Origin of the sequence: Allobosea lathyri (assembly GCF_900108245.1) — a bacterium.
Lineage (GTDB): Bacteria > Pseudomonadota > Alphaproteobacteria > Rhizobiales > Beijerinckiaceae > Allobosea > Allobosea lathyri.
Map to the genome: position 1 here is coordinate 862,452 of NZ_FNUY01000001.1, position 19,307 is coordinate 881,758.

Genomic DNA, 19,307 nt, shown 5'->3' on the forward strand with positions numbered 1-19,307 from the left:
CTGTGCTCGCAATGACGACCGGCTAATGTCGAGAACACGAGGTACCAGATGAGCGCAATATCCGAGCGCAAGCCGCGCGTTCAGCAGCCTTCCCGCTACGATATCGCCGGCCTCAAGGCCGATCTCGACGGCATCCAGCTGATCGACGAGCCTCAGGTCGTGCGCAAGCGCTCGCGCGACTTCTTCTGGTATTCGCCGATCCTGAACACCGAACTGGCCGATAAATCGGCCGATATCATCGCCTGCCCGCGCGACGAGGCTGAGGTCGTGCGGGTCGCGGCGGCTTGCGCCAGGCGACGCATTCCGCTGACCGTGCGCGCCGCGGGGACGGGAAACTATGGTCAGGCCGTGCCGCTCGAAGGCGGTGTGCTGCTCGACATCACGGCCCTGACCGGCATCGAGTGGCAGAAGCCCGGTTCCGTTCGGGTGGCGGCGGGCGCGCGCCTTCTCGACATCGACATGGCCACGCGCGCATCCGGCTTCGAGCTGCGAATGCATCCCTCGACCAAGCGCTCGGCGACGATCGGCGGCTTCGTCGCCGGCGGCTCGGGCGGCGTCGGCTCGGTCACTTATGGCGGCCTGCGCGAGCCCGGCAACATCCTCGCCGCGCGTATTGTCACGCTGGAGGAGGAGCCGCGCATCCTCGAACTGCGTGACGACGCGGCCCAGAAGGTCAACCGCTCCTACGGCACGACCGGCATCATTACCGCCCTTGAAATGCCGCTTGCGCCGGCCTGGCCCTGGATCGATGTCATCGTCGCCTTCGACGACTATATGGACGCCTTCCAGGCCGGCTATGAGGTCGCGCTCGCCGACGGCATCGTCAAGAAGCTGGTCACGCCGATCTCAGCGCCGATCCCCTCCTATTTCGGGGCGTTGAAGCAGCATTGTCCCGAGGGGAAGAGCATTCTGATCTGCATGATCGCGGAGGCCTCGCTCGGCCCGTTCAAGGCGATCATCGGCAATCGCGGCACGACGACCTATGAGGCGCCATCCGAGGAGGGTCCGGGTACCGTTCCGCTCTACGAATACACCTGGAACCACACCACGCTGCAGTGGCTGAAGAGCGATCGCTCGATCACCTATCTGCAATGCCTTTTCCCGCATGACAGGCTGGTCGAAAGCGCGGCCGAGATGATCGCGCGCTTTCCCGACGAGGTTCTGGCGCATCACGAGTTCATCCGCTTCGGCGGACGTGTGACGGCGAGCGCGCTGCCGATCCTGCGCTACAGCACGCCTGAGCGTCTGAACGAGGTGATCGCGCTGCATGAGGATGCCGGCGTGATGATCGCCAACCCGCATGTCGTCTCATTGGAGGCCGGCAGCCGGCACAAGCGTGCCGATGCAGACCAGCTCGGCTTCAAGCGCGAGGTCGACCCCTACGGCCTGCTCAACCCCGGCAAGATGGCGAGCTTCACGGCAAGTCAGGCGAAATAGGCGAGCTTCTTCCCGACCGGCAGCATGTCGAGTTCGCGTAGCGCGGTCTCGGATGTGCCTCTTGGCGCACGCATGGGCTCGGGAGCAGCGAGGGGCTCGTCGCCGAAATCGCTGAAGACGATATCGTCTTCGAGCAGCTGGATCGTGCCGACCCGCTTTTCCGATGCCGATTTCGCCGGCTGAGGCTGCGGTTGCGGAGCGACGCCGACCGGCGCCGCATGGTCGCCGACCTCGACGATTTCGATATCGTCATAGTTGCTAAGCGGAGAAGCTGTCGGCAAGCGCAGATCGCTTGCGCGCGCTACGGTTGCAGCGGACACGTTCTCGGCGCTGCTGGCTTCCTGCGTCAGGTCGCTGAAGGCGCGCAGGCTTGAATCGAGCATCGCGATCGTATCGGCAATCTTGTCGATCCGCTGCACCGTGCCGTCGACGAGCGCTATCGCTGCGGAGACCTCGCTGGCGCGTCGGTCCAGCATGTCGCACATCGCATTGTCGGCTCCAGCCTCTCGCAGGCTCCACGCGACTTCCTGAATGCTCTCCGTTGCGATGATGATGGTTTCGGCGGCGTGTTCGATACGCACCGCAAGGCCCGACGAGCGCTCTTCGGCTCTGCCGCTGATCCGTTCGAGATCGATGCGCAGGTCGCCGATCAGTGCCGCGGCCTCGCCCAGATTAGGCGTATTGGCCGGTTGCTGGGTGCTCAGGCCCACGACACGTTCGATCCGCCCGATCGCATTCAGCAGCGTCATGGTGTCGGCCTGACGGTTGCGCTTGGCATATTCGGCCATGAACCAGCGGCCGCGCGCCGTCTCCAGGACGGCCGCCTCGATCGCCTCATAGTCGGTTTCGCTCAGCGGTGTCAGCGAACGCGCTTCGCTCATGGCCAATCTGCTCTCGAAGGACTGGCCGAATCACCATTCGTCAGCCGTGATGCTCCAATTGCGGAGCCTGCTCTCCGATTGCTTAAGGAAGTGCTGCCAAGGCGGCGCCACGAATCGCGGCAATCCCGATTTTCATGCGCCTTTCCTTGGCTCTATCGGCCTGTCTGCAGCGTTCCACGCCCTGGTCGGGCTTCGACCGGCCAGACTTGTCTGGTTATGCTTGCCAAGCGGAACCTGCCCGGCGATACAGAGTCCAAGGGGGTGCAAGCCGGCGCTTGGGTGCAAGCGCCGCGGGCTGATGCACGAACCGTCCCGGCTCGCGCGAAGGACACCACGGAGAGCCATGGCGAGCCTCGATACCGCCGAACCGCAAGCCGTCTTTCGCGATGATGCCGGCACGCTCGCCGTCGCTCTCGCGGGCTCGTGGAGTGCCGACAAGGCGCCCCGGATCGAGAAGCTGGTCGAGGAGATCGATCAACGGATCGCCAAGGACGGGACCGGCGCCAGGCTCGACCTGTCCGCTGTCGACAGGCTCGACACGCTCGGCGCCTATGTCCTGAACCGCCTGAAGGCGCGGCGGGAGGCCGCCAATTCCACTATCGAGATCTTCAGCCAGCGGCCCGAACACGCAATCCTGCTGGCCGAGGTGACGCTGCACGACCATGACGTGCCGCGCCCGCCGGAGCATTTCAGCGTCGTCAACGTGCTGGTCAATATCGGCGCCGCCGTGGTCCGTTTTGGCCGCGACATGGTCGGCGGTGCGATGTTCCTCGGCGAGGTGGTCGTCGGTTCGGCCAGTGTCGTGCTGGGTCCGCGCAAGTTCCGCGGCCCCTCGATGGTCAATCAGATCGAGCTGATCGCCTTCAACGGCGCGCCCATTATCATGCTGATTTCCTTTCTGGTCGGCTGCATCGTCGCCCAGCAGGGTATTTTCCAGCTCCAGCAGTTTGGCGCGACGGCCTTCGTGGTCAATCTCACGGGCATCCTGATCCTGCGCGAACTCTCGGTCCTGCTGACCTCGATCATGATCGCGGGCCGCTCAGGCTCGGCCTTCACGGCCGAGATCGGCTCGATGAAGATGCGCGAGGAAATCGATGCCCTGCGCGTGATGGGGCTCGACCCGATCGAGGTTCTCGTCGTCCCCCGCATTCTGGCGCTGGTAATCTCCCTGCCGATCCTGACCTTCATCTCGGCGATGTCGGGTCTGACCGGTGCGGCTCTGGTGGCCTGGCTCTATGGCGGGATCGGCATCGACACCTTCCTGGCGCGGCTGCAATCGGTCATCACCTGGAAGCATTTCGCCGTCGGCCTCATAAAAGCGCCGTTCATGGCTTTCGTCATTGGCCTGATCGCGTCCATCGAGGGGCTGGCGGTGAAGGGCTCGGCTGAATCGCTTGGCCGCCAGGTCACCGCCTCGGTGGTGAAGGCGATCTTCATGGTCATCGTCGTCGACGGGCTTTTCGCGATGTTCTTCGCCTCGATCGAGTTCTGAGGGCGATGAGCGAACAGAACGCCCAGCAGACCGGACAGATGCGTCACGGCAACCCGACTTCGGCAGATGTTGCCGGAAACGGCGAGCCCGAGGCGGTCATCCGCGTGCGCGATCTCAAGGTCGCCTTCGCCGAAAAGGTCATCATGGAGGGGCTCGACCTCGACGTGATGCGCGGCGAGATCCTCGGTTTCGTCGGCGGCTCGGGGCAGGGCAAGTCCGTGCTGACACGCACGATCCTCGGGCTGGTGAAGAAGGCCCGCGGCACGATCGAGGTCTTCGGCGAGAATGTCGACGAGCTCAATCAGGTGCAGCGCCGCGCGCTCGAGCGCCGCTTCGGCGTGATGTTCCAGCAGGGTGCGCTGTTCTCCTCGCTGACCGTCAAGCAGAACATCCAGGTGCCGATGCGGGAATACCTGAAGCTGTCGCCGGCTCTCCTCGACGAGATGGCGATGGTGAAGCTCGATCTCGTCGGCCTCAAGCCCGATGCAGCCGACAAGACACCCTCGGAGCTCTCGGGCGGCATGATCAAGCGCGCCGCCCTGGCCCGCGCCCTGGCTCTCGATCCGGAGATCGTTTTCCTGGATGAGCCGACATCGGGACTCGATCCGATCGGCGCGGCCGAGTTCGACGAACTGATCATGACGCTGAAGCAGACTTTGGGCCTGACCGTGTTCATGGTAACCCACGATCTCGACAGCCTGTACTCTGCCTGCGACCGAATCGCTGCTCTGGCGGATAAGCGGGTGATCGCGGTCGGGCCGCTGGCGACCATGCTGGCTTCCGATCACCCTTGGTTGAAGGCCTATTTCGGTGGCGAGCGGGCGAGGGCGCGCCTGCCCGCAGACCAGCGAGGACAAAGCGTCTAGACGATGGAATCGCGTGCAAACTATGCGCTTGTCGGGCTTTTTACCCTTGCGGTTCTGGCTGCGGTGTTCGGCTTCGTCTACTGGTTCAACAGTGGCGCAGGCGGCCGCAAACAGGATGTGCGGGTCATCTTCAGCGGAACGGTGACGGGTCTCGGGCGCGGCTCCAGCGTGCTGTTCAACGGCCTGCGCGTCGGCGAAGTCACGCGAATCGAGCTTCAGCCGGACGATCCGCGCCGCATCTATGCGGTCATTCAGGTCGACAATACGACGCCGCTGCGCGTCGACACCCGCGCCCGCATCGAAGCGCAGGGGCTTGCAGGCGTGGTCGCGGTCCAGCTTCTGGGCGGCGAGCCCAACTCCCCGGTTCTCACGGCCCAGCCCGGCCAGTCCATGCCGGTGATCGTTGCCGAGCGCTCCGAGCTTCAGGACATCATCGAGACCGTGCGCACCATCGCCAAGCGCGCCGACGAGATGCTTGGAAGCATCGAGGGGCTGGTCAAGGAGAATGCCGGCTCGATCAGCAACACCGTCAGGAACGTCGAGAAATTCTCGGCGGCTCTCGGCAATAATGCCGATGGCGTCGACAAGCTGATGGCGAGCTTTGGCACCATCGCCGATACGATTGCGCCGCTCTCGCAGAAATTGGGCACGCTGAGCGAGGAAGTGACGCAGATTGTCCGTTCCGTCGACCGGCGCAAGGTTTCCGATATCGTCGACAATGTCGACAAGTTCACGGCTGCTCTGGGCGGTTCGAGCGGCGATGTCGGCAAGGCCGTGAAGGATGTCGCCTCGATCACCGAAAAGCTCAACAAGGCCGCCGATCAGGTCGAGGGCGTCCTGAAGAGCGCACAGGCGTTCCTGAATACGGCTGCGGGCGAGGACGGGCGCAGTGCCTTCTCCGAAGTCAGCGATGCCGCCAAGTCGATCCGCGTGCTCGCCGACAATCTCGACAAGCGCACCGCCGAGATCACATCGGGCATCAGCCGCTTCACCGGACCCGGCCTGCGCGACATCGAAACACTGGCGACCGACGGCCGCCGGACGCTGACGGACCTAAACCGCACCTTGCGGAGTTTAGAGCGTAACCCGCAGCAATTCATCTTCGGCGGCAAGCCGCCGCTCCCTCAATACGGTGGATCCCGCTAGCCCTATGATGATCAAGGCTTTGTGCGCGCCTGCGAGGCTCTTCCGCAATCCCGCAATTCCGTTGGCTGTCGCTGGCGCGCTGCTGCTTGCCGGATGCAGCGGCCCGACGCCGACCACGTTCGATCTGTCCGCGCCGAGCAATTTCGGCCGGCTCGGCGGTTCGCGTGCGCCCCTCGTCGTGGCGGAGCCGACGACGGTTCAGGCGCTCGATTCCGATCGGCTGATCGTCAAGGATTCGACCGGCGCCCTGTCCTTCCTCGGCGGTGCGCAATGGGCCGACCGGGTGCCCAAGCTGGTACAGACGCGGCTCGTGCAAACTTTCGAGAACGGCAGCCGGATCGGTTCCGTGGCGCGCCCCGGCGAGCGCATCGTGCCCGATCTGCAGCTCAACACGGACATCCGCAGCTTCAACATCGACGCCGCCAGCGGCACGGCCGTCGTCGAGATCACGGCCAAGCTGGTCGGCGACCGAACCGGGCTTGTGCAGCGCGCGCGAATGTTCTCAGCCCGCGTGCCGGCAAGCGCGGTCGACGGGGCAGGGGCGGCGCATGCGCTTGATCGCGCCCTGTCTCAGGTCCTGATCGATATCGTCCGCTGGGCGCGCTGATTCTGCTCCGCCGACGGTAGCAGCCGATCCGTCGTCAGGTGATGCGCCTTACGCTTTCGGCGATCTCTTCCGGCTCGAAGAGCCTTTTCCAGTCGGGCTTCAGGATCGTATCCTTGCCGAAGACGATCGCCTTGTTGCAGGCGTCAGAGAACACGCCCTGAACCTGTTCGAAGGTCACCGCCGCCAGGATGTTCATGTGGCCGAGCAGGAAATCGCGCGCCGCCTCGCGCGGTACGCCGCGCGAGATCGCTTCTTCCATCGCCTCCCGCATCGCATCGAGCAGCGTGGCGCAGACCGTCTCCGACAGGCCGGGCTCGAGGATCGCCATCTGCTCCACCGTGATGCGGTGCGAGCGCATCACCGGCGCCCAGATAGTCCGGGCGACCTCTTCGCCGAGCGCGTAATGCGCTTCCGGCCCCTGCATCAGGGCATTGACGATGTGCTGCTTGGCGGCGATGCCGCCGAAATGGTCCGCCTTCGCCGCCGGGTCCGTCTCGTCATTGAAGATCGGCGGATGGCAGGGATGGGTGACGAAATAGGTGATGTCGGCGCGCTCGGGCAGGTGCCCGGCATGGGGAGCGGCGGCATCGAGGACGACCACGATCGTGCCGGTCTCCAATTTCGGCAGCAGATCCCGCGCAACCGCGCCGACCGCAGTGTCGGGTACCGCCAGCACCACCACCTCCGCGCCGCTTAAGGCGGCCTCGGCTTCGTAACACGCGACGCCGAAAGCCTGTTTGACGCGGTCGCGTCCTGCGGGGCTGACCTCGACATGCCGCGTCTCGAAGCGTGAGCCGGCGAGGTTGCGGCCAAGGCGCATCCCCATCTTTCCGCCGGCACCGAATAATGCGACCGCAGTCATGTCTTGCTCCCTGAATGCCGCCTGCCGTGCAGGTCTCTTGATATGATGAATCCGTCCCATGATCTTGGGTCGATCGTCAATCCGGCCTCCGTGATGGAACCCGGATTTGCGCGATGACGCTTGGTTCCAGAATCAATCAGCGCGCAATTGAAAAAGGCCGCCCTGGTGAGGGCGGCCTTTTCATTTTGACTGCGATACCGGGATTCGGCGCTTACTCGAACCGCCCGCTGGCATGGGCCAGCATCGTGTAGACCTTGCCCGTTTCCGAGGTGAGATAGGTCTTGGCGACCATCGAATCGCGGTCGTCCTTGGCGGCCTCCCCGAGCAGGCGCTCGAACTCGTCGATATAGCGGTCGACCGTCTCCTTGAACTCCGGATCGCGACGATATTTGCGCCGGATGTCGTCGAAGGTCTGCTGGCCCTGCAGGGTGTAGAGCCGGCGCGTGAAGACGTTGCGCTCGCCGCGCTTGTAGCGGTCCCACAGCTCGACGGCTGCGTCATGGTCGATCATCCGCGCGATGTCGACGGAGAGCGAGTCGAGCTTCTCGATCGAATGCGCGGTTGGCTTCGAGGTTTCCGGAGCCTTGTCCTCGCGCGAGGCGCGATTGAGCAGGTCGGAGAGCCAGCCCACCTTCGCAGGAGGCTGTTGTGTCGACGGGGCCTGCGGCTCCGGCGCCGGCTGGCGCCGCGGCGCCTCCTGTGCGGGGGCAGGGCGGGGCGTAGACTTGGCCTCGACGCGCGGCGGGGTGCGCTCCGGGGTCGGCTCAGGCGTCGCGTCCAGCGACGGGCGCAGCAGCGGTTCCGCCGCGGCGGTGCGGGCCTGCGCGGCCGGCGTATAGGCCGGCTGCGGCGGAGGAGCCGCGGGGGCGGGAGCGGGAGCGGCAGCGCGCCGGAGCTGGCCGTTATCGACCGGCAGGGCGACATCGCTGCGCCGGCCCGAGCGCGTGACGATCTCCGTCAGGTCGTTCAGGGCCTTGATCTGCTCGGCGACGACGCGGCGCATGGCCGAGGTCGATTCCTGCGTCTCGCGCGGCAGGTCGAGCACGCCGCGCTTCAGCTCGGCCCGGGTCTCTTCGAGCTCGCGTTGGATGTCGGCGGTGACGCCGCGCATGTCCTTGGCGGCGACCTGGAAGCGCTCGGTCACCTTGGCAAGCTCGGTGCCGACCTCGTTGGTGACCTGCTCATAGGCCGAGCGCAGGGCATGGGCGGTGCGCTCGCGCTCCTTGCTGCTGGTGGTCCGGATCAGCTCGAACTGCTGCGTGATCGCATTCGTCGATGCTTCCGCCGAATCGCTGAGGACGCCACCGATCTGGCGCGCCCGCGCCTCGGCTGTGCTCAGCGACTCATCCATCAGCGCCGCGAAGGAGCGGGTGATCGATTCCACATCGTCGGTGCGATGGGCGATCAACCCATGCAGCTCCTCGAGCGAGTCCTTGCGCTCGGAAAGCGCCTTGCCCACGCGTGTCTCGACCTGTTCCAGTCGCGTCGCGACTGCGTGCAGCGCGGCTGTGCTGGCCTGGGTGACCTCGCTGAGCGAGGCGCCCTTGTCGTCGAGCTGGCCAACCAGGGCCGTGGTCTCGCGCAAGGTGCCCTCGGAGAAGGTCTTGAGCTCGGCGACCTGCGCCGCGACCTGCTGCGAGGCGCGGTTGGTCTCGTCCATGACGGTGGCGATGACGCTCTGAAGCTCGCCGACGCGGGTCGACAGGCCGCCTTCGACGGCGGCGAGGTTCTTGTTCGCGCCGTTGACGATCTGCTGCATCAGCTTGTTGGCTTCGCCGAGGCGTCCCAGCATGCCGCCCAGCTCGCCGCGCAGCTGCTCATTGGTGTTGACCAGCGCGTCGATCGACTGCTGCGTGCCGGATTCCAGCGTCTCGCGCAGCCCGTTCGAGGACGTGTCGAGCGCCGTGGTGATAGCGGCGCCGCGCTGACGCAGCCCTTCGATCAGCGACGAGCCACGGCTGTCGAGTGCGCGCAGCACGGATTCGCCGACCGTTGCGACCTCGCTGGCAATGGCCTCGCCGCGCTGCCCCAGCGCGACGACCATGCCGCCGCCCTTGTCGTCGAACAGGACGCGGAATTCCTCGGCGCGTTCGCCCAGCGATGCCGCGATGGCTTCGCCGCTCTGCCCGAGCGCCGCGACCATGCCGCCGCCCTTTTCGTCGAACAGGTTGCGAAGCTGCTCGGCTCGTTCGCTGAGCGATGCCGCAATGGCGTCGCCGCGCCGCCCGAGTGCCGCGACCATGCCGCCGCCCGTCTCGTCGAACAGGTTGCGAAGCTCCTGGGAGCGTTCGCCCAGCGATGCCGCGATGGCTTCGCCGCGCAGTCCGAGGGCCGCCACCAGGCCGCCGCCCTTGTCGTCGAACAGGGCGCGGAGCTCCTCAGCACGATCGCCCAGCGAAACCGAGATCGCGTCGGACTTGGTCTGCAGCGTATCGGCGATCTGCTGGCCGCGGGTGTCGAGCGTGCCCGACACGGTGTCGAGCCGGTTGACGACGCGCTCCTCGAAGCGGGCGACGCTCTGGTCGAGCGTATCGGCGATCTGCAGGGCGCGGCCGCCAAGGGTCGCGTTGATCGTGTCGGCCTTGTCGCTGAGCGTGCGGGTGAGGGCCTCGCTCTTCGAGGAGACGACTTCGCCGATCTCGTCGGCCTTGGCTGCAAGCGCGCGGGTGACCTCGCGGCCGCCCTCGGCCAGCACCCGGGCGATGTCGACGGTGCGCTCGACCAGCGCCTCGTTCAGCGCGGTGGCGCGCGAGCCGAGATTGCCGTCGATGCGTGCGATCAGATTGTCGAGCGACGCGGCGATCTCGGCGCTCTTGGCGCCGGAGCGCTCCTCGAAGACCTTGATTTGGTTTTCCATCGAGTCGGCGGCGTCGCGTGTCCGCCCCGCCAGGATCTCGGCCGCCTCGGTGGCGCGGGCGCCGACCTTGTCGGCCAATGCGATGCCGTCCTCGCTGAGCAGCCGCTCGACCTGCGCGATGGCCGCCGCGACAGCGTCGGTGAAGTAGCGCGTATCGTCGGACAGCTTGTTGGTGAGCGCGCCGCCCTGGTGAATGATCACCTCCTCGAACGCGCCGAGCCGCGAGCCGAGAGCGCCTTCGATCTGGCGTCCCTGGACCTCGAACAATTGCGCGAAGGCGCTGAGACGCTGGCCGAGCGTCGTCTCCATCTCGTGGCCACGCTCGTCGAAGAGGCGGGTCAGCGCGTCGTGACGGCCAGCCAGCGCCTCGGTGAGGGCCTGGGCCCGGCCTTCGACCGAGCGCAGCATGGATTCAGCATTCGCCGACAGCGCCTCGTTGACGCGGCCGCCCTGCTGGGTGAGCGCGAGCACGATCTCCCGGCCGGTGCCGGCAAGCAGCGTCCGCGCCTCTTCTGCGTGAACCGTGAAGGTGTCGCGCAGGCCTTGCGTCGCCTCGGTGACACGCTCGGCGACATGACGGCCATCGACATTGATGGTTTCGGTCAGGGTGCGCGTGGCGTCGGTCATCCGGCGCGCCAGATCTTCGCTCTGCTCGCCCAGCAGCGTGTGGACTTCGCGGCCGGTGCTGACGAGATCGCGGATCATCGTCTCGCGCTGTTCGCCCAGCAGGACGCCGACCTGTTCGCTGGTCTCGCCAAGGCGCGACAGGAAGCCGCTCTGCTGGCGTTCCAGGGCCTCGTGGGCACTTTCCGCCGCATCCTTGACCCGGGCCACCAGCGCGATGCCGCGCTCGTCGAGTTTCTGGTCGAGGGTTTCGCCAGCTTCCGACAACCTGGCGATGAGCGCGCTGCTGCGCTCGGCGAGGACGCTGTGAACCGAGCGGCCGACATCGGCGACGCGCGTCGCCAGCGCCTGGCTCTCGTTGCCGAGCAGGTCCTTAACTTCGAGGCCAGCCTGCGAAACCTTCACGGTCATCGCGCCGGCCTGCTCTTCAAGCAATGCGCTGACCCGGATGCTCGTTTCCGAAAGGCCCGAGATCAATGCGTCGCTCTGCGAGCTGATCAGGCTGTGAACCTGTTCGCCCGCCTGGACGAGGCGCTCGACAAGGACATCGCCCTGACGCCCGACGAGGCTCGTGACCTCATCGCCGGCCTCTCCGAGACGCGACACCATCGCCGTGCTCTGGCCGGCAAGCATCTGCTCGACCTCTCTGCCGACGTTCGACACGCGCAGCACGAGACCATTGCTCTGATCTGCGAGCAGCTTGGCGACATCCGCGCCGCTGCCGGAAATGCGAGAGACCAGCGAGTCGCTCTGCTCGGCGACAAGCGCGGCGACGTCCCGGCCTGCCGTGGAAACACGCGAGACGAGACCATCGCTTTGCTCGGCGAGCAGTTTGGCGACCTCGGCACCCGTGTCGGAAACGCGGGAGACCAGGGTGTCGCTCTGCGATGCGACCAGTTCTGCAACGTCGCGGCCAGCGGTGGAGACGCGCGAGACGAGCCCCTCGCTCTGCTCCGCAAGCAGCTTGGCAACCTGCTCGCCCGAGCCCGAGACGCGGGAGACGAGCTTGTCGGCCTGCTGGTCGAGCAGCGTGTGAACGGTCTCGCCGGTCTCGGAGAGACGGGTGACCAGGCTGCCGCCCTGCTCGCTGAAGAGGCCGTGAACATTGGCGGCGACTTCGGTGATCCGGGCCGTGAGTTCGGAGCCATGGCGGCTGACGGTGTCGCCGATCGACTGGCCGGCATCGCCGACACGCAGGATGATCGCGTCGCTGCGCTCGCGCAGCACGTCGTCGACCGTCCGGGCGGTGTCGTTCAGGCGCGTGATCAGGCTGTCGCCCTGGTTGCCGATCAGGCTGTTGACGCTCTCGCCGACTTCGAGCAGGCGCGACGCGATCAGTTCGTTCTGGCGGTTGAGCAGGCCGTGCACGCCGCGCCCGACCTCGGCCAGACGCGTGGTCACGCTCTCGCCTTCGCTGGAGAGCGTGCTGCGCAGGCTTTCGCCGGTTTCGGCCAGTCGTGTCTGCAGGCTCTCGCTATGGCTCTCGATCAGCGCGACCATGCCGCGGCTGCTCGTCTCGAAGCGTTCTGCCGCCTCGTTGCCGCGCGCGGAGATGTCCTGCGCCAGTGTTTCGCCGGTGACCCGCAGGGTCTCGTTGAACGTCTCCACGCGGGCCGCCAGCGAGTCGGCGACCTGTGCGCCGGTCTCGCTGATCGCGCGCGTCACATTCTGTGCGCCGGTGGTCAGTTCGCCCGTCAGCGTAGCGCCGGTGCGCTCCAGCGACGAGGTGATCTCCCTGGCGCGCCCGTCGAGCAGGCTGGAGAGGTTGTCGCTCGCGCCCGAAAGCCGCTCGCTGACCTCGCCCGAGGTCAGCTGAAGCCGCTCGACCAGATCGTTGCCGCGGCCGCTGATCTCGTCGATCATCCGCTCGCCGGCACGGCCCAGCGCCAGCGTGATCTGGTCGCCCTTCTCGCCGAGAGAACCGGTGACCCGATCGCCCGCAAGCGAGACCGCTTCCGCGATGGTGCGGCTGGCGTTGTCGAGGTCCTTGGAGAGGCCTTCATGGGCGCCGCTGATGGCGAACTTGACCCGCTCCGCATTGCCGACGACGGCTTCGCGCTGCGTCACCAACTCGTCGATCAGGGAGCGCAGCCTGATTTCGTTGTCGGCATAAGCGCGTTCGAGCGTGGCGATCTCGCCCCGCACGATCGTCTCCAGCTCGCCGGCACGCGCGACGGCGCGCTCGATGCCATCGCCCATCGCGGCGACTTCGCGGCGGATGGTCTGGCTCAGCGACAGCACGGAATCGGCGCCGACGACCTCGGGCTCCGCCAGGCGCAGCGCGACTTCGGTCATCGCCCGCGAGACGAGCCGCATCTCGAGCGTCCTGCGATAGAGGGCAGCCAGCACGAAGAAGAAGACGACGGGCGCACCGACGCAAAGCGCGAGCAGCGTCCATTCGCCGATGCCGAAGGTGGCGAGCTGTTCGGGCAGGCCGCCGCTGGCCGAGCCGAACCGGCCGAAGAGAACGAAGGCGGCGCCGCCGAGCCAGGCAAGCGCGGCCAGCGCCGCGAACCAGTAGGGCTTCGAGGACGGGCGCGCCGAAAAGGCCTGCACGAGCGAACTTGAATCGCGCCGGTCGTCATTGGCGACGCGGCTGGTGTCGGGCGCGATCGCCGCGCGCGGCGCGGCTTGAGCCGTTGAAGAAGAAGCGGGAGCAGGGCTTGCAAGCGGCGCCGGTTCGATCCGCGGCAGGTCGAGCTTCAGATCGTTTTCCGTCGCCGATGGCAGTCTGGGCTCGGAACCATCCGCCTCGCCGGTTTCCGGCTTGGGCTGGTCCAGGCGGAGCGCTTCCTCGATCGCCGACATGGCGGCCTCAGTCGGGTCCTGGAGCTTCTTTTGCCGATTCATGGTGCCGCCTCGCCACGCTACTGAAGACAGGCGCATAATGTCATCGCCGCACCAGCACGAGCCGCCTCTGGCTCAGGCTGGACGAAGGACACTGCGCCCATCATTTACCAATTGGAAGGGTAGTGGACCCCCACCCCCTTGGAAACCCATTTAAGCTCGCGATTCACAAACGTCGTTAACGCCTCATTCACCATCATGGCGCTTCTTGTAGTGCAGAATGGCCGCATCTGCGGCCGAACACAGTCAGTTGTTTCGAGCGTCCGATGCCCCATTCCGCCATTGATCACGACCATCTCTCCCGCCAGACCGGCGGCGACCACGAACTCGAGCGCGAGCTGCTGGTGCTGTTTTCCCAGCAATGCTGCGGCCATCTGCGCACCATCCACCACGGCGAGAGTCTCAAGGCGCGGATGGATGCGGCCCACACGCTGAAGGGCGCGGCGCTCGCGATCGGCGCCTGGCAGGTCGCGGATGCAGCCGGCCTGATCGAGCAGCAACTGGCGCAGGCCGATCAGAGCCGCGCCGAACCCACCATGGACGCGCTGGCGCTTGCGGCGGCCGAGGCGCGCGCGGAGATCGCAAGGTTCGACTGCGCTGCCTGAATGCGGCTGCGGCCGAAAAGTCCATTCCTCGCGGCTTGGAAATGCTCTAAGCGGAGCGCGTCAAAAGCGCTGCCGGAGTTCATGATGCCGAATATCACCTTCATCGACGCTCAGGGAGAGAGCCGGACCGTCGAGGGCGAGACCGGTTCGACGGTCATGGAAACCGCCGTGCGCAATGGCGTTCCCGGCATCGAGGCGGAGTGCGGCGGCGCCTGCGCCTGCGCCACCTGCCATGTCTATGTCGACGAAGCCTGGGCCGCCAAGACCGGCCATGCCGAGTCGATGGAGGAGGACATGCTCGATTTCGCCTTCGACGTGCGCCCGACCTCGCGGCTCTCCTGCCAGATCAGGATCAAGGACGATCTCGACGGGCTCGTGGTTCGCACGCCGCTCCGCCAGGGCTGACGCTACTCGGCCGCGGCCGGGACAGCCGGCCGCATGACGGTCTCGCTGCCCGGAGCGGGATGGCGCGGCACCAGGAAGGCCAGCGACAGCGATACCGTCGCCACCGCCGCTCCGATATAGAAGACGATCGCCGGGTCGCGGATCCAGATCAGCCCGAAGGTCACCGGCAGCACGACCGCCGCGATGTGGTTGATGGTGAAGGCGACGGCGGATGTCGGCGCGATATCGGCCGGGTCCGCGATCTTCTGGAAATAGGTGCGCTGCGCCAGGGTCAGCGTGAAGAACACGCCGTCCGTGATGAAGAGCGCTCCGGCGATGAAGACGCCCCATCCGGCGAAATGTCCGTGGCTCGCCAGCGCATATCCGACGAAGACGATGATCAGCGAGATATTCTCGAGCTGGATCGTGGCGCGCTCGCCGACCTTGCCGACGAGATGGCCGAGCATCGGGCCCATGAAGGTGTTGATGCCATAGGTCGCCAGCAGCAGCGTTGCCGTCGCCGAGACGTCGTAGCCGAAGCGCTCGACCAGCAGGAAGCCGCCAAAGGCCATGAAGATCTGCCGGCGCGCGCCGGACATGAAGGTCAGCGCATAATAGAGCCAGTAGCGCTGCCGCAGCACGAAGCTCTTGTTTTGCGGCACTGCGCCCTGAAAGCGCGGAAACAGCAGCCAGGCCGCAACCGCGAGCACCACGACGATGGTGCCGGAAATCACGAAGACCGGAATATAGCCGGGCTGGAGCACCCGCCAGATCACTGCGATCGACCCGAAGGCCAGAAGCTGCGCCATGGCAGACGCCCCGGCGATCTTGCCGAGCAGGCGCGGCGCCTCCGCTTTGGGCAGCAGCTGAAGCTGGAGCGATTGCTGCGCCGTCTCGTAATAGTGGAAGCCGAGCGACATGATCGTGGTCGTCAGCAGCAGGCCGCCCAATGTCGGGTAGAAGCCGGTCAGCGCGACGCCGATGCCCAATGTGATCAGGCTTAGATAGGCCAGGATCTGCTCGCGCATGATCCAGAACAGGATGATGGCGGTGAAGGCGAGGAAGCCGGGAATCTCGCGCACCGATTGCAGGATGCCGATATCCTGCCCGGTGAAACCAGCCGCCTCCTTGGCGAAATTGTTCAGCAGCGCGCTCCAGCTCGCGTATCCCAGCCAGTTGATGAAGGCGAGCACCATCAGGAAGACGGTGGGCGAGTGCCGGAATGCCTGGAAGCCACGGGGAGCGGACGAAACGTCTGGCATCGGACTACCGGGCAAGAGGAACGGCGCCAAAACGCCGTTGCGGCTTCACAACCGTGGTCGTGTGCGGCGATAACTCTTAGTCTGCGGAATCGGAGCGTCAATTCCGGTGTGTCATGACGACCATGCAAATGCACCTTTGCGCTGGATCATCGCGAAGGCCTGACCGATCTCTATGATGTAGCGGCAAATCAGCGAGGAGGATGCGATGTACAAGTCGATTCTGGTTCCCGTGGATCTCGCGGAGGCCGACCTCGCGACGCCGGCCATCACGGCGGCGGTCTCCTTCGCCCAGGCTTCGGGGGGCGCCGTCAGGCTGGTTTATGTCCGGTCGCTGGTGCCGATCACCTATATGGAGTTCGTGCCCGCCGATTTCGACGCCGAGCAGCAGGACGACGCGGAGGCCAGGCTGGCAGCCATCGCCGCCAGCGTGCCCCTGCCCGAAGAGCGGGTTTCGGCGAAAGTCCTGATCGGCTCGGTCCATGGCGAGGTGCTGGCGGAGGCCGATGCCAGCGGCGCCGATCTGATCGTCATCGGCTCGCATGAGCCGGGCATGCTGGCCTATGTCATCGGCTCGAATGCATCCGCCATCGTGCGGCGGGCGAAGTGCTCGGTGCTGGTCGTGCGCTGAAGCCTGTGAGGGCGGTCAGTTCGCTGGCCGCCCGGGGACGAGGTCGTCGGGCACCTCGCCCGTCGCCAACTCGCGCGGCCGGTTGAGCTTCACCATCGGCCAGACCTGCCAACTGGACGCAGCGATCAGCAGCAGGCCCAGGAGTCCGGCCGAACTCGCGCCCTGCATGAAGGCGCGCATCGTGAAGAACAGCAACATCAGCAGCGAGAGCGTGCCGACAGCGGCCAGCGCCAGCCAGAAGGCGAAGGGCTTGCCGGCAACGAAGCTGACGCGCGGATTGGCCCGGGTGATGGCGGCCGAGAGCCCGCGGACGAAGCGGTGATAGCCGGCGTCGTCGCGGTCCATATCGGTCAGCGAGCGCCATGACAGGTTGCCGAAGGTGATGACCTTGCCGTCGGTCAGACGCAACTGCGTCCTGAATCCCTTCGAGCTGATATTGCTGGGTGCATAGACGAAGCGCACCTGCTCGACCGCGCCGAGCCGGACCCGGTCGATCTTGCGGGTGGTGTCGATCTCCAGAACGTCGCCATCGATCTTATAGGCGACCTCGAAGCCAACAGGCCTCGGGCGCTGGCGCCAGGAGGGGGGAGGGGCGTCGTTGTCGATATCGTCATGCATGCGGCGAGCCATAGAGCATCGCGCCGAAAAGTGGGAACCGGTTTTCGGTGGACTGTTAGAACATGCTGCATTTTGGTGGAAGCGCGGGTCATCCCGGCCGGAGCCCTCGGGTCCGACCTTCGGTCGGCCCAAGGATAAACTCCGCGCAGAGCCGGGATCCATGCCTGAACATCGATCGCAAGCGCTCCGGAATGGATCCCGGGTCAGCCCGGAATGACCGCGTGTTTCCCAGCGAAATCAGCGCGCTCTAGCCGATCCCCTTCGATCCCATGTTAGCATTTCCTCAGCCCTCATCCTGAGGAGCCGCGAAGCGGCGTCTCGAAGGATGCTTCAGGGGGCGCCAGAGCAATCTGGACCATCCTTCGAGACGCGCCTGCGGCGCTCCTCAGGATGAGGGCTGAGGGAATCTCGAAGCAGTCTTGTCAGCGCGCCAGAACCTTCATCGCGCCGTCGAGCCCATCCAGCGTCAGCGGGAACATGCGCCCGCCCATCAGTCCGCCGATCTGGCGGATCGACTGCGTGTAGCTCCAGAGGTGCTGCTGCACCGGGTTGAGCCAGACCGATTTCTGGAACCTGCCGGTCAGGCGCTCCATCCAGACCTGACCGGCCTCCTCGTTCCAATGCTCGACCGAACCGCCGGGCATGGCGATCTCATAGGGGCTCATCGAGGCGTCGCCGACGAAGACGATCCGGTAATCGGCCGGATAGGTGCGCAGGATATCCCAGGTCGGGATGACCTGATCGTGCCGGCGGCGGTTTTCGCGCCAGACCCGCTCATAGGGGCAGTTGTGAAAGTAGAAATGCTCGAAATGCTTGAACTCGGCGCGCGCTGCCGAGAACAGCTCCTCCGCCAGCTCGATATGCCAGTCCATCGAGCCGCCGACATCGAGGAAGAGCAGGACCTTGACGGCATTGCGCCGTTCGGGCCGCAGCTTGACGTCGAGATAGCCGTGCCGGGCGGTTTCCGAGATGGTTGAATCGAGGTCGAGTTCCTCGGCCGCGCCAGTGCGCGCGAATTTGCGCAGGCGGCGCAGCGCGATCCTGAGATTGCGCACACCGAGCTCGCGGGTGTCGTCGAAATCCTTGAACTCGCGCTTGTCCCAGACCTTGACCGCGCGGAAATTGCGGTTGCCGTCCTGGCCGATGCGGACGCCTTCGGGATTATAGCCGTAAGCGCCATAGGGCGAGGTGCCGGCGGTGCCGATCCATTTCGAACCGCCCTGATGCCGGCCCTTCTGCTCGTCGAGCCGCTGTTTCAGCGTCTCCCAGAGCTTGTCCCAGCCGAGCGCCTCGATCTGCGCCTTTTCCTCGTCGGTCAGGAATTTCTCGGCGAGCTTGCGCAGCCATTCTTCGGGAATGCCGGCCTGTTCGATCGCCTGCTGAAGCGTCTCCATGCCCTTGAACACCTGGGCGAAGACCTGGTCGAAGCGATCGAGATGGCGTTCGTCCTTCACCAGACAGGTGCGGGCGAGATAGTAGAATTCGTCGACACGGTGTTCGGCGAGATCAGCCTCGACCCCTTCGAGCAGCGCCAAGTACTCCCGCAGCGTGACGGGAACCTTGGCGGCGCGGAGATCGGTGAAGAGGCGAAGGAACATGCGCCTAATGTGCGGGCAAAGAGCCCGGGGTCAAGCAGCGCCCGCGCCCGAGGCGAAGGCGCTGCTCGAGCCGGATGGTCGCTTTACGCAACCGCCTCGGCGAGGTCCTTGGTGACCTTGAACTTGACGACGGTCTTGGCAGGAACCTTGATCGTGGCGCCGGTCGAGGGGTTGCGGGCCTCGCGGGCCTCGCGCTTGGCGGCAGACAGCTTGCCGACGCCGCCCAGCGTGATGTCGTCGCCCGACTTCAGCGTCTTTGCGACGACGGCGCCCAGCGAGGTCAGGATGGCTGTGACGTCGGCCTTGGTCTTGCCGGTCTCGTCAGCGATGGCAGCGATCAGTTCGTTCTTGGTCATGAAATCCTCCTTGAGAAGGGTGTTGTACGGCGTTTCGCGCAAGGCCGTGGCGGTTCGTGTCTGCTTATTCCACAAAACGTCACAACCGCAGCGCGATGCGCGAGTCTGGCAGTTGCCACGCTTGTTGTCGAAAGACGATGGCCGTGGCCGTAGATACGCACAGAAATCAGCTTCGTTCCCGGAAACCTAACCGTAAAAAGATACGATTGCGGCTTGGCGGCGGTCGCGATTGACAAA

The 19,307-nt window shown here is 65.7% G+C and carries 15 protein-coding genes; 8 read left to right on the top strand and 7 right to left on the bottom strand.

Annotated features, from left to right (window positions below; all coding sequences use genetic code 11):
* Window positions 1–48 precede the first annotated feature (48 nt).
* Window positions 49–1,437, top strand: a complete 1,389-nt coding sequence (locus C4S73_RS03940) for an FAD-binding oxidoreductase (protein WP_103871111.1) — start codon at window positions 49–51, stop codon at window positions 1,435–1,437.
* On the opposite strand, the gene C4S73_RS03945 is transcribed toward C4S73_RS03940, so the two are convergent.
* Window positions 1,425–2,318, bottom strand: a complete 894-nt coding sequence (locus tag C4S73_RS03945) for a hypothetical protein (RefSeq protein WP_103871112.1) — start codon at window positions 2,316–2,318, stop codon at window positions 1,425–1,427. The two genes, C4S73_RS03940 and C4S73_RS03945, sit on opposite strands and share 13 nt — an antisense overlap.
* A gap of 343 nt (window positions 2,319–2,661) precedes the next feature.
* Here C4S73_RS03945 and C4S73_RS03950 point away from each other — a divergent pair, with 343 nt between their 5' ends.
* Genes C4S73_RS03950 through C4S73_RS03965 form a run of 4 tightly spaced genes read left to right on the top strand, consistent with a single transcriptional unit; the run spans window position 2,662 to window position 6,429 of the window.
* Window positions 2,662–3,810, top strand: a complete 1,149-nt coding sequence (locus tag C4S73_RS03950; RefSeq protein ID WP_103871113.1) for an MlaE family ABC transporter permease — start codon at window positions 2,662–2,664, stop codon at window positions 3,808–3,810.
* 38 nt (window positions 3,811–3,848) lie between these two features.
* Entirely contained in the window at window positions 3,849–4,676 is an 828-nt protein-coding gene (locus C4S73_RS03955) for an ABC transporter ATP-binding protein (protein ID WP_103871289.1), read from the top strand.
* A 3-nt stretch (window positions 4,677–4,679) separates the two neighbouring features.
* Window positions 4,680–5,822, top strand: coding sequence for an MlaD family protein (locus tag C4S73_RS03960; RefSeq protein ID WP_103871114.1), 1,143 nt, complete (start codon window positions 4,680–4,682; stop codon window positions 5,820–5,822).
* 7 nt (window positions 5,823–5,829) lie between these two features.
* The gene (locus C4S73_RS03965) at window positions 5,830–6,429 is read left to right on the top strand and encodes an ABC-type transport auxiliary lipoprotein family protein (protein WP_103871290.1); all 600 of its coding nucleotides are present in this window, start codon (window positions 5,830–5,832) and stop codon (window positions 6,427–6,429) included.
* Window positions 6,430–6,463: 34 nt separating this feature from the next.
* On the opposite strand, the gene C4S73_RS03970 is transcribed toward C4S73_RS03965, so the two are convergent.
* Entirely contained in the window at window positions 6,464–7,291 is an 828-nt protein-coding gene (locus C4S73_RS03970) for a phosphogluconate dehydrogenase C-terminal domain-containing protein (protein ID WP_103871115.1), read from the bottom strand.
* Window positions 7,292–7,502: 211 nt separating this feature from the next.
* Window positions 7,503–13,622, bottom strand: a complete 6,120-nt coding sequence (locus C4S73_RS03975) for an apolipoprotein A-IV repeat region-like domain-containing protein (RefSeq protein ID WP_160115662.1) — start codon at window positions 13,620–13,622, stop codon at window positions 7,503–7,505.
* Between the two features lie 263 nt (window positions 13,623–13,885).
* Here C4S73_RS03975 and C4S73_RS03980 point away from each other — a divergent pair, with 263 nt between their 5' ends.
* Both C4S73_RS03980 and C4S73_RS03985 read left to right on the top strand, forming a co-directional pair.
* On the top strand, window positions 13,886–14,224 hold the full coding sequence (locus C4S73_RS03980) for an Hpt domain-containing protein (protein ID WP_103871117.1): 339 nt from the start codon (window positions 13,886–13,888) through the stop codon (window positions 14,222–14,224).
* A gap of 84 nt (window positions 14,225–14,308) precedes the next feature.
* Window positions 14,309–14,629 carry a 2Fe-2S iron-sulfur cluster-binding protein gene (locus C4S73_RS03985; protein ID WP_103871291.1) on the top strand — a complete coding sequence of 107 codons (321 nt, stop codon included), beginning with the start codon at window positions 14,309–14,311 and terminating at the stop codon, window positions 14,627–14,629.
* Window positions 14,630–14,631: 2 nt separating this feature from the next.
* Here the strand turns inward: C4S73_RS03985 and C4S73_RS03990 are convergent, their stop codons facing one another.
* Window positions 14,632–15,870: an MFS transporter gene (locus C4S73_RS03990; RefSeq protein ID WP_103871118.1), complete on the bottom strand. Its 1,239-nt coding sequence runs from the start codon at window positions 15,868–15,870 to the stop codon at window positions 14,632–14,634.
* Window positions 15,871–16,075: 205 nt separating this feature from the next.
* On the opposite strand from C4S73_RS03990, the gene C4S73_RS03995 reads away from it, so the two are divergent.
* A complete protein-coding gene (locus tag C4S73_RS03995; RefSeq protein WP_103871119.1) occupies window positions 16,076–16,498 on the top strand; it encodes a universal stress protein in 423 nt (140 codons plus the stop codon).
* Between the two features lie 15 nt (window positions 16,499–16,513).
* On the opposite strand, the gene C4S73_RS04000 is transcribed toward C4S73_RS03995, so the two are convergent.
* The 3 genes from C4S73_RS04000 to C4S73_RS04010 all read right to left on the bottom strand — a co-directional run bounded on the left by C4S73_RS04000 (window position 16,514) and on the right by C4S73_RS04010 (window position 19,145).
* Window positions 16,514–17,116, bottom strand: coding sequence for a hypothetical protein (locus tag C4S73_RS04000; RefSeq protein WP_146071269.1), 603 nt, complete (start codon window positions 17,114–17,116; stop codon window positions 16,514–16,516).
* A gap of 422 nt (window positions 17,117–17,538) precedes the next feature.
* Window positions 17,539–18,714 (bottom strand): vWA domain-containing protein, encoded by a 1,176-nt coding sequence (locus C4S73_RS04005; protein ID WP_103871121.1) that lies wholly within the window; start codon window positions 18,712–18,714, stop codon window positions 17,539–17,541.
* 83 nt (window positions 18,715–18,797) lie between these two features.
* On the bottom strand, window positions 18,798–19,145 hold the full coding sequence (locus C4S73_RS04010) for an HU family DNA-binding protein (protein WP_342210560.1): 348 nt from the start codon (window positions 19,143–19,145) through the stop codon (window positions 18,798–18,800).
* Window positions 19,146–19,307: the final 162 nt, after the last annotated feature.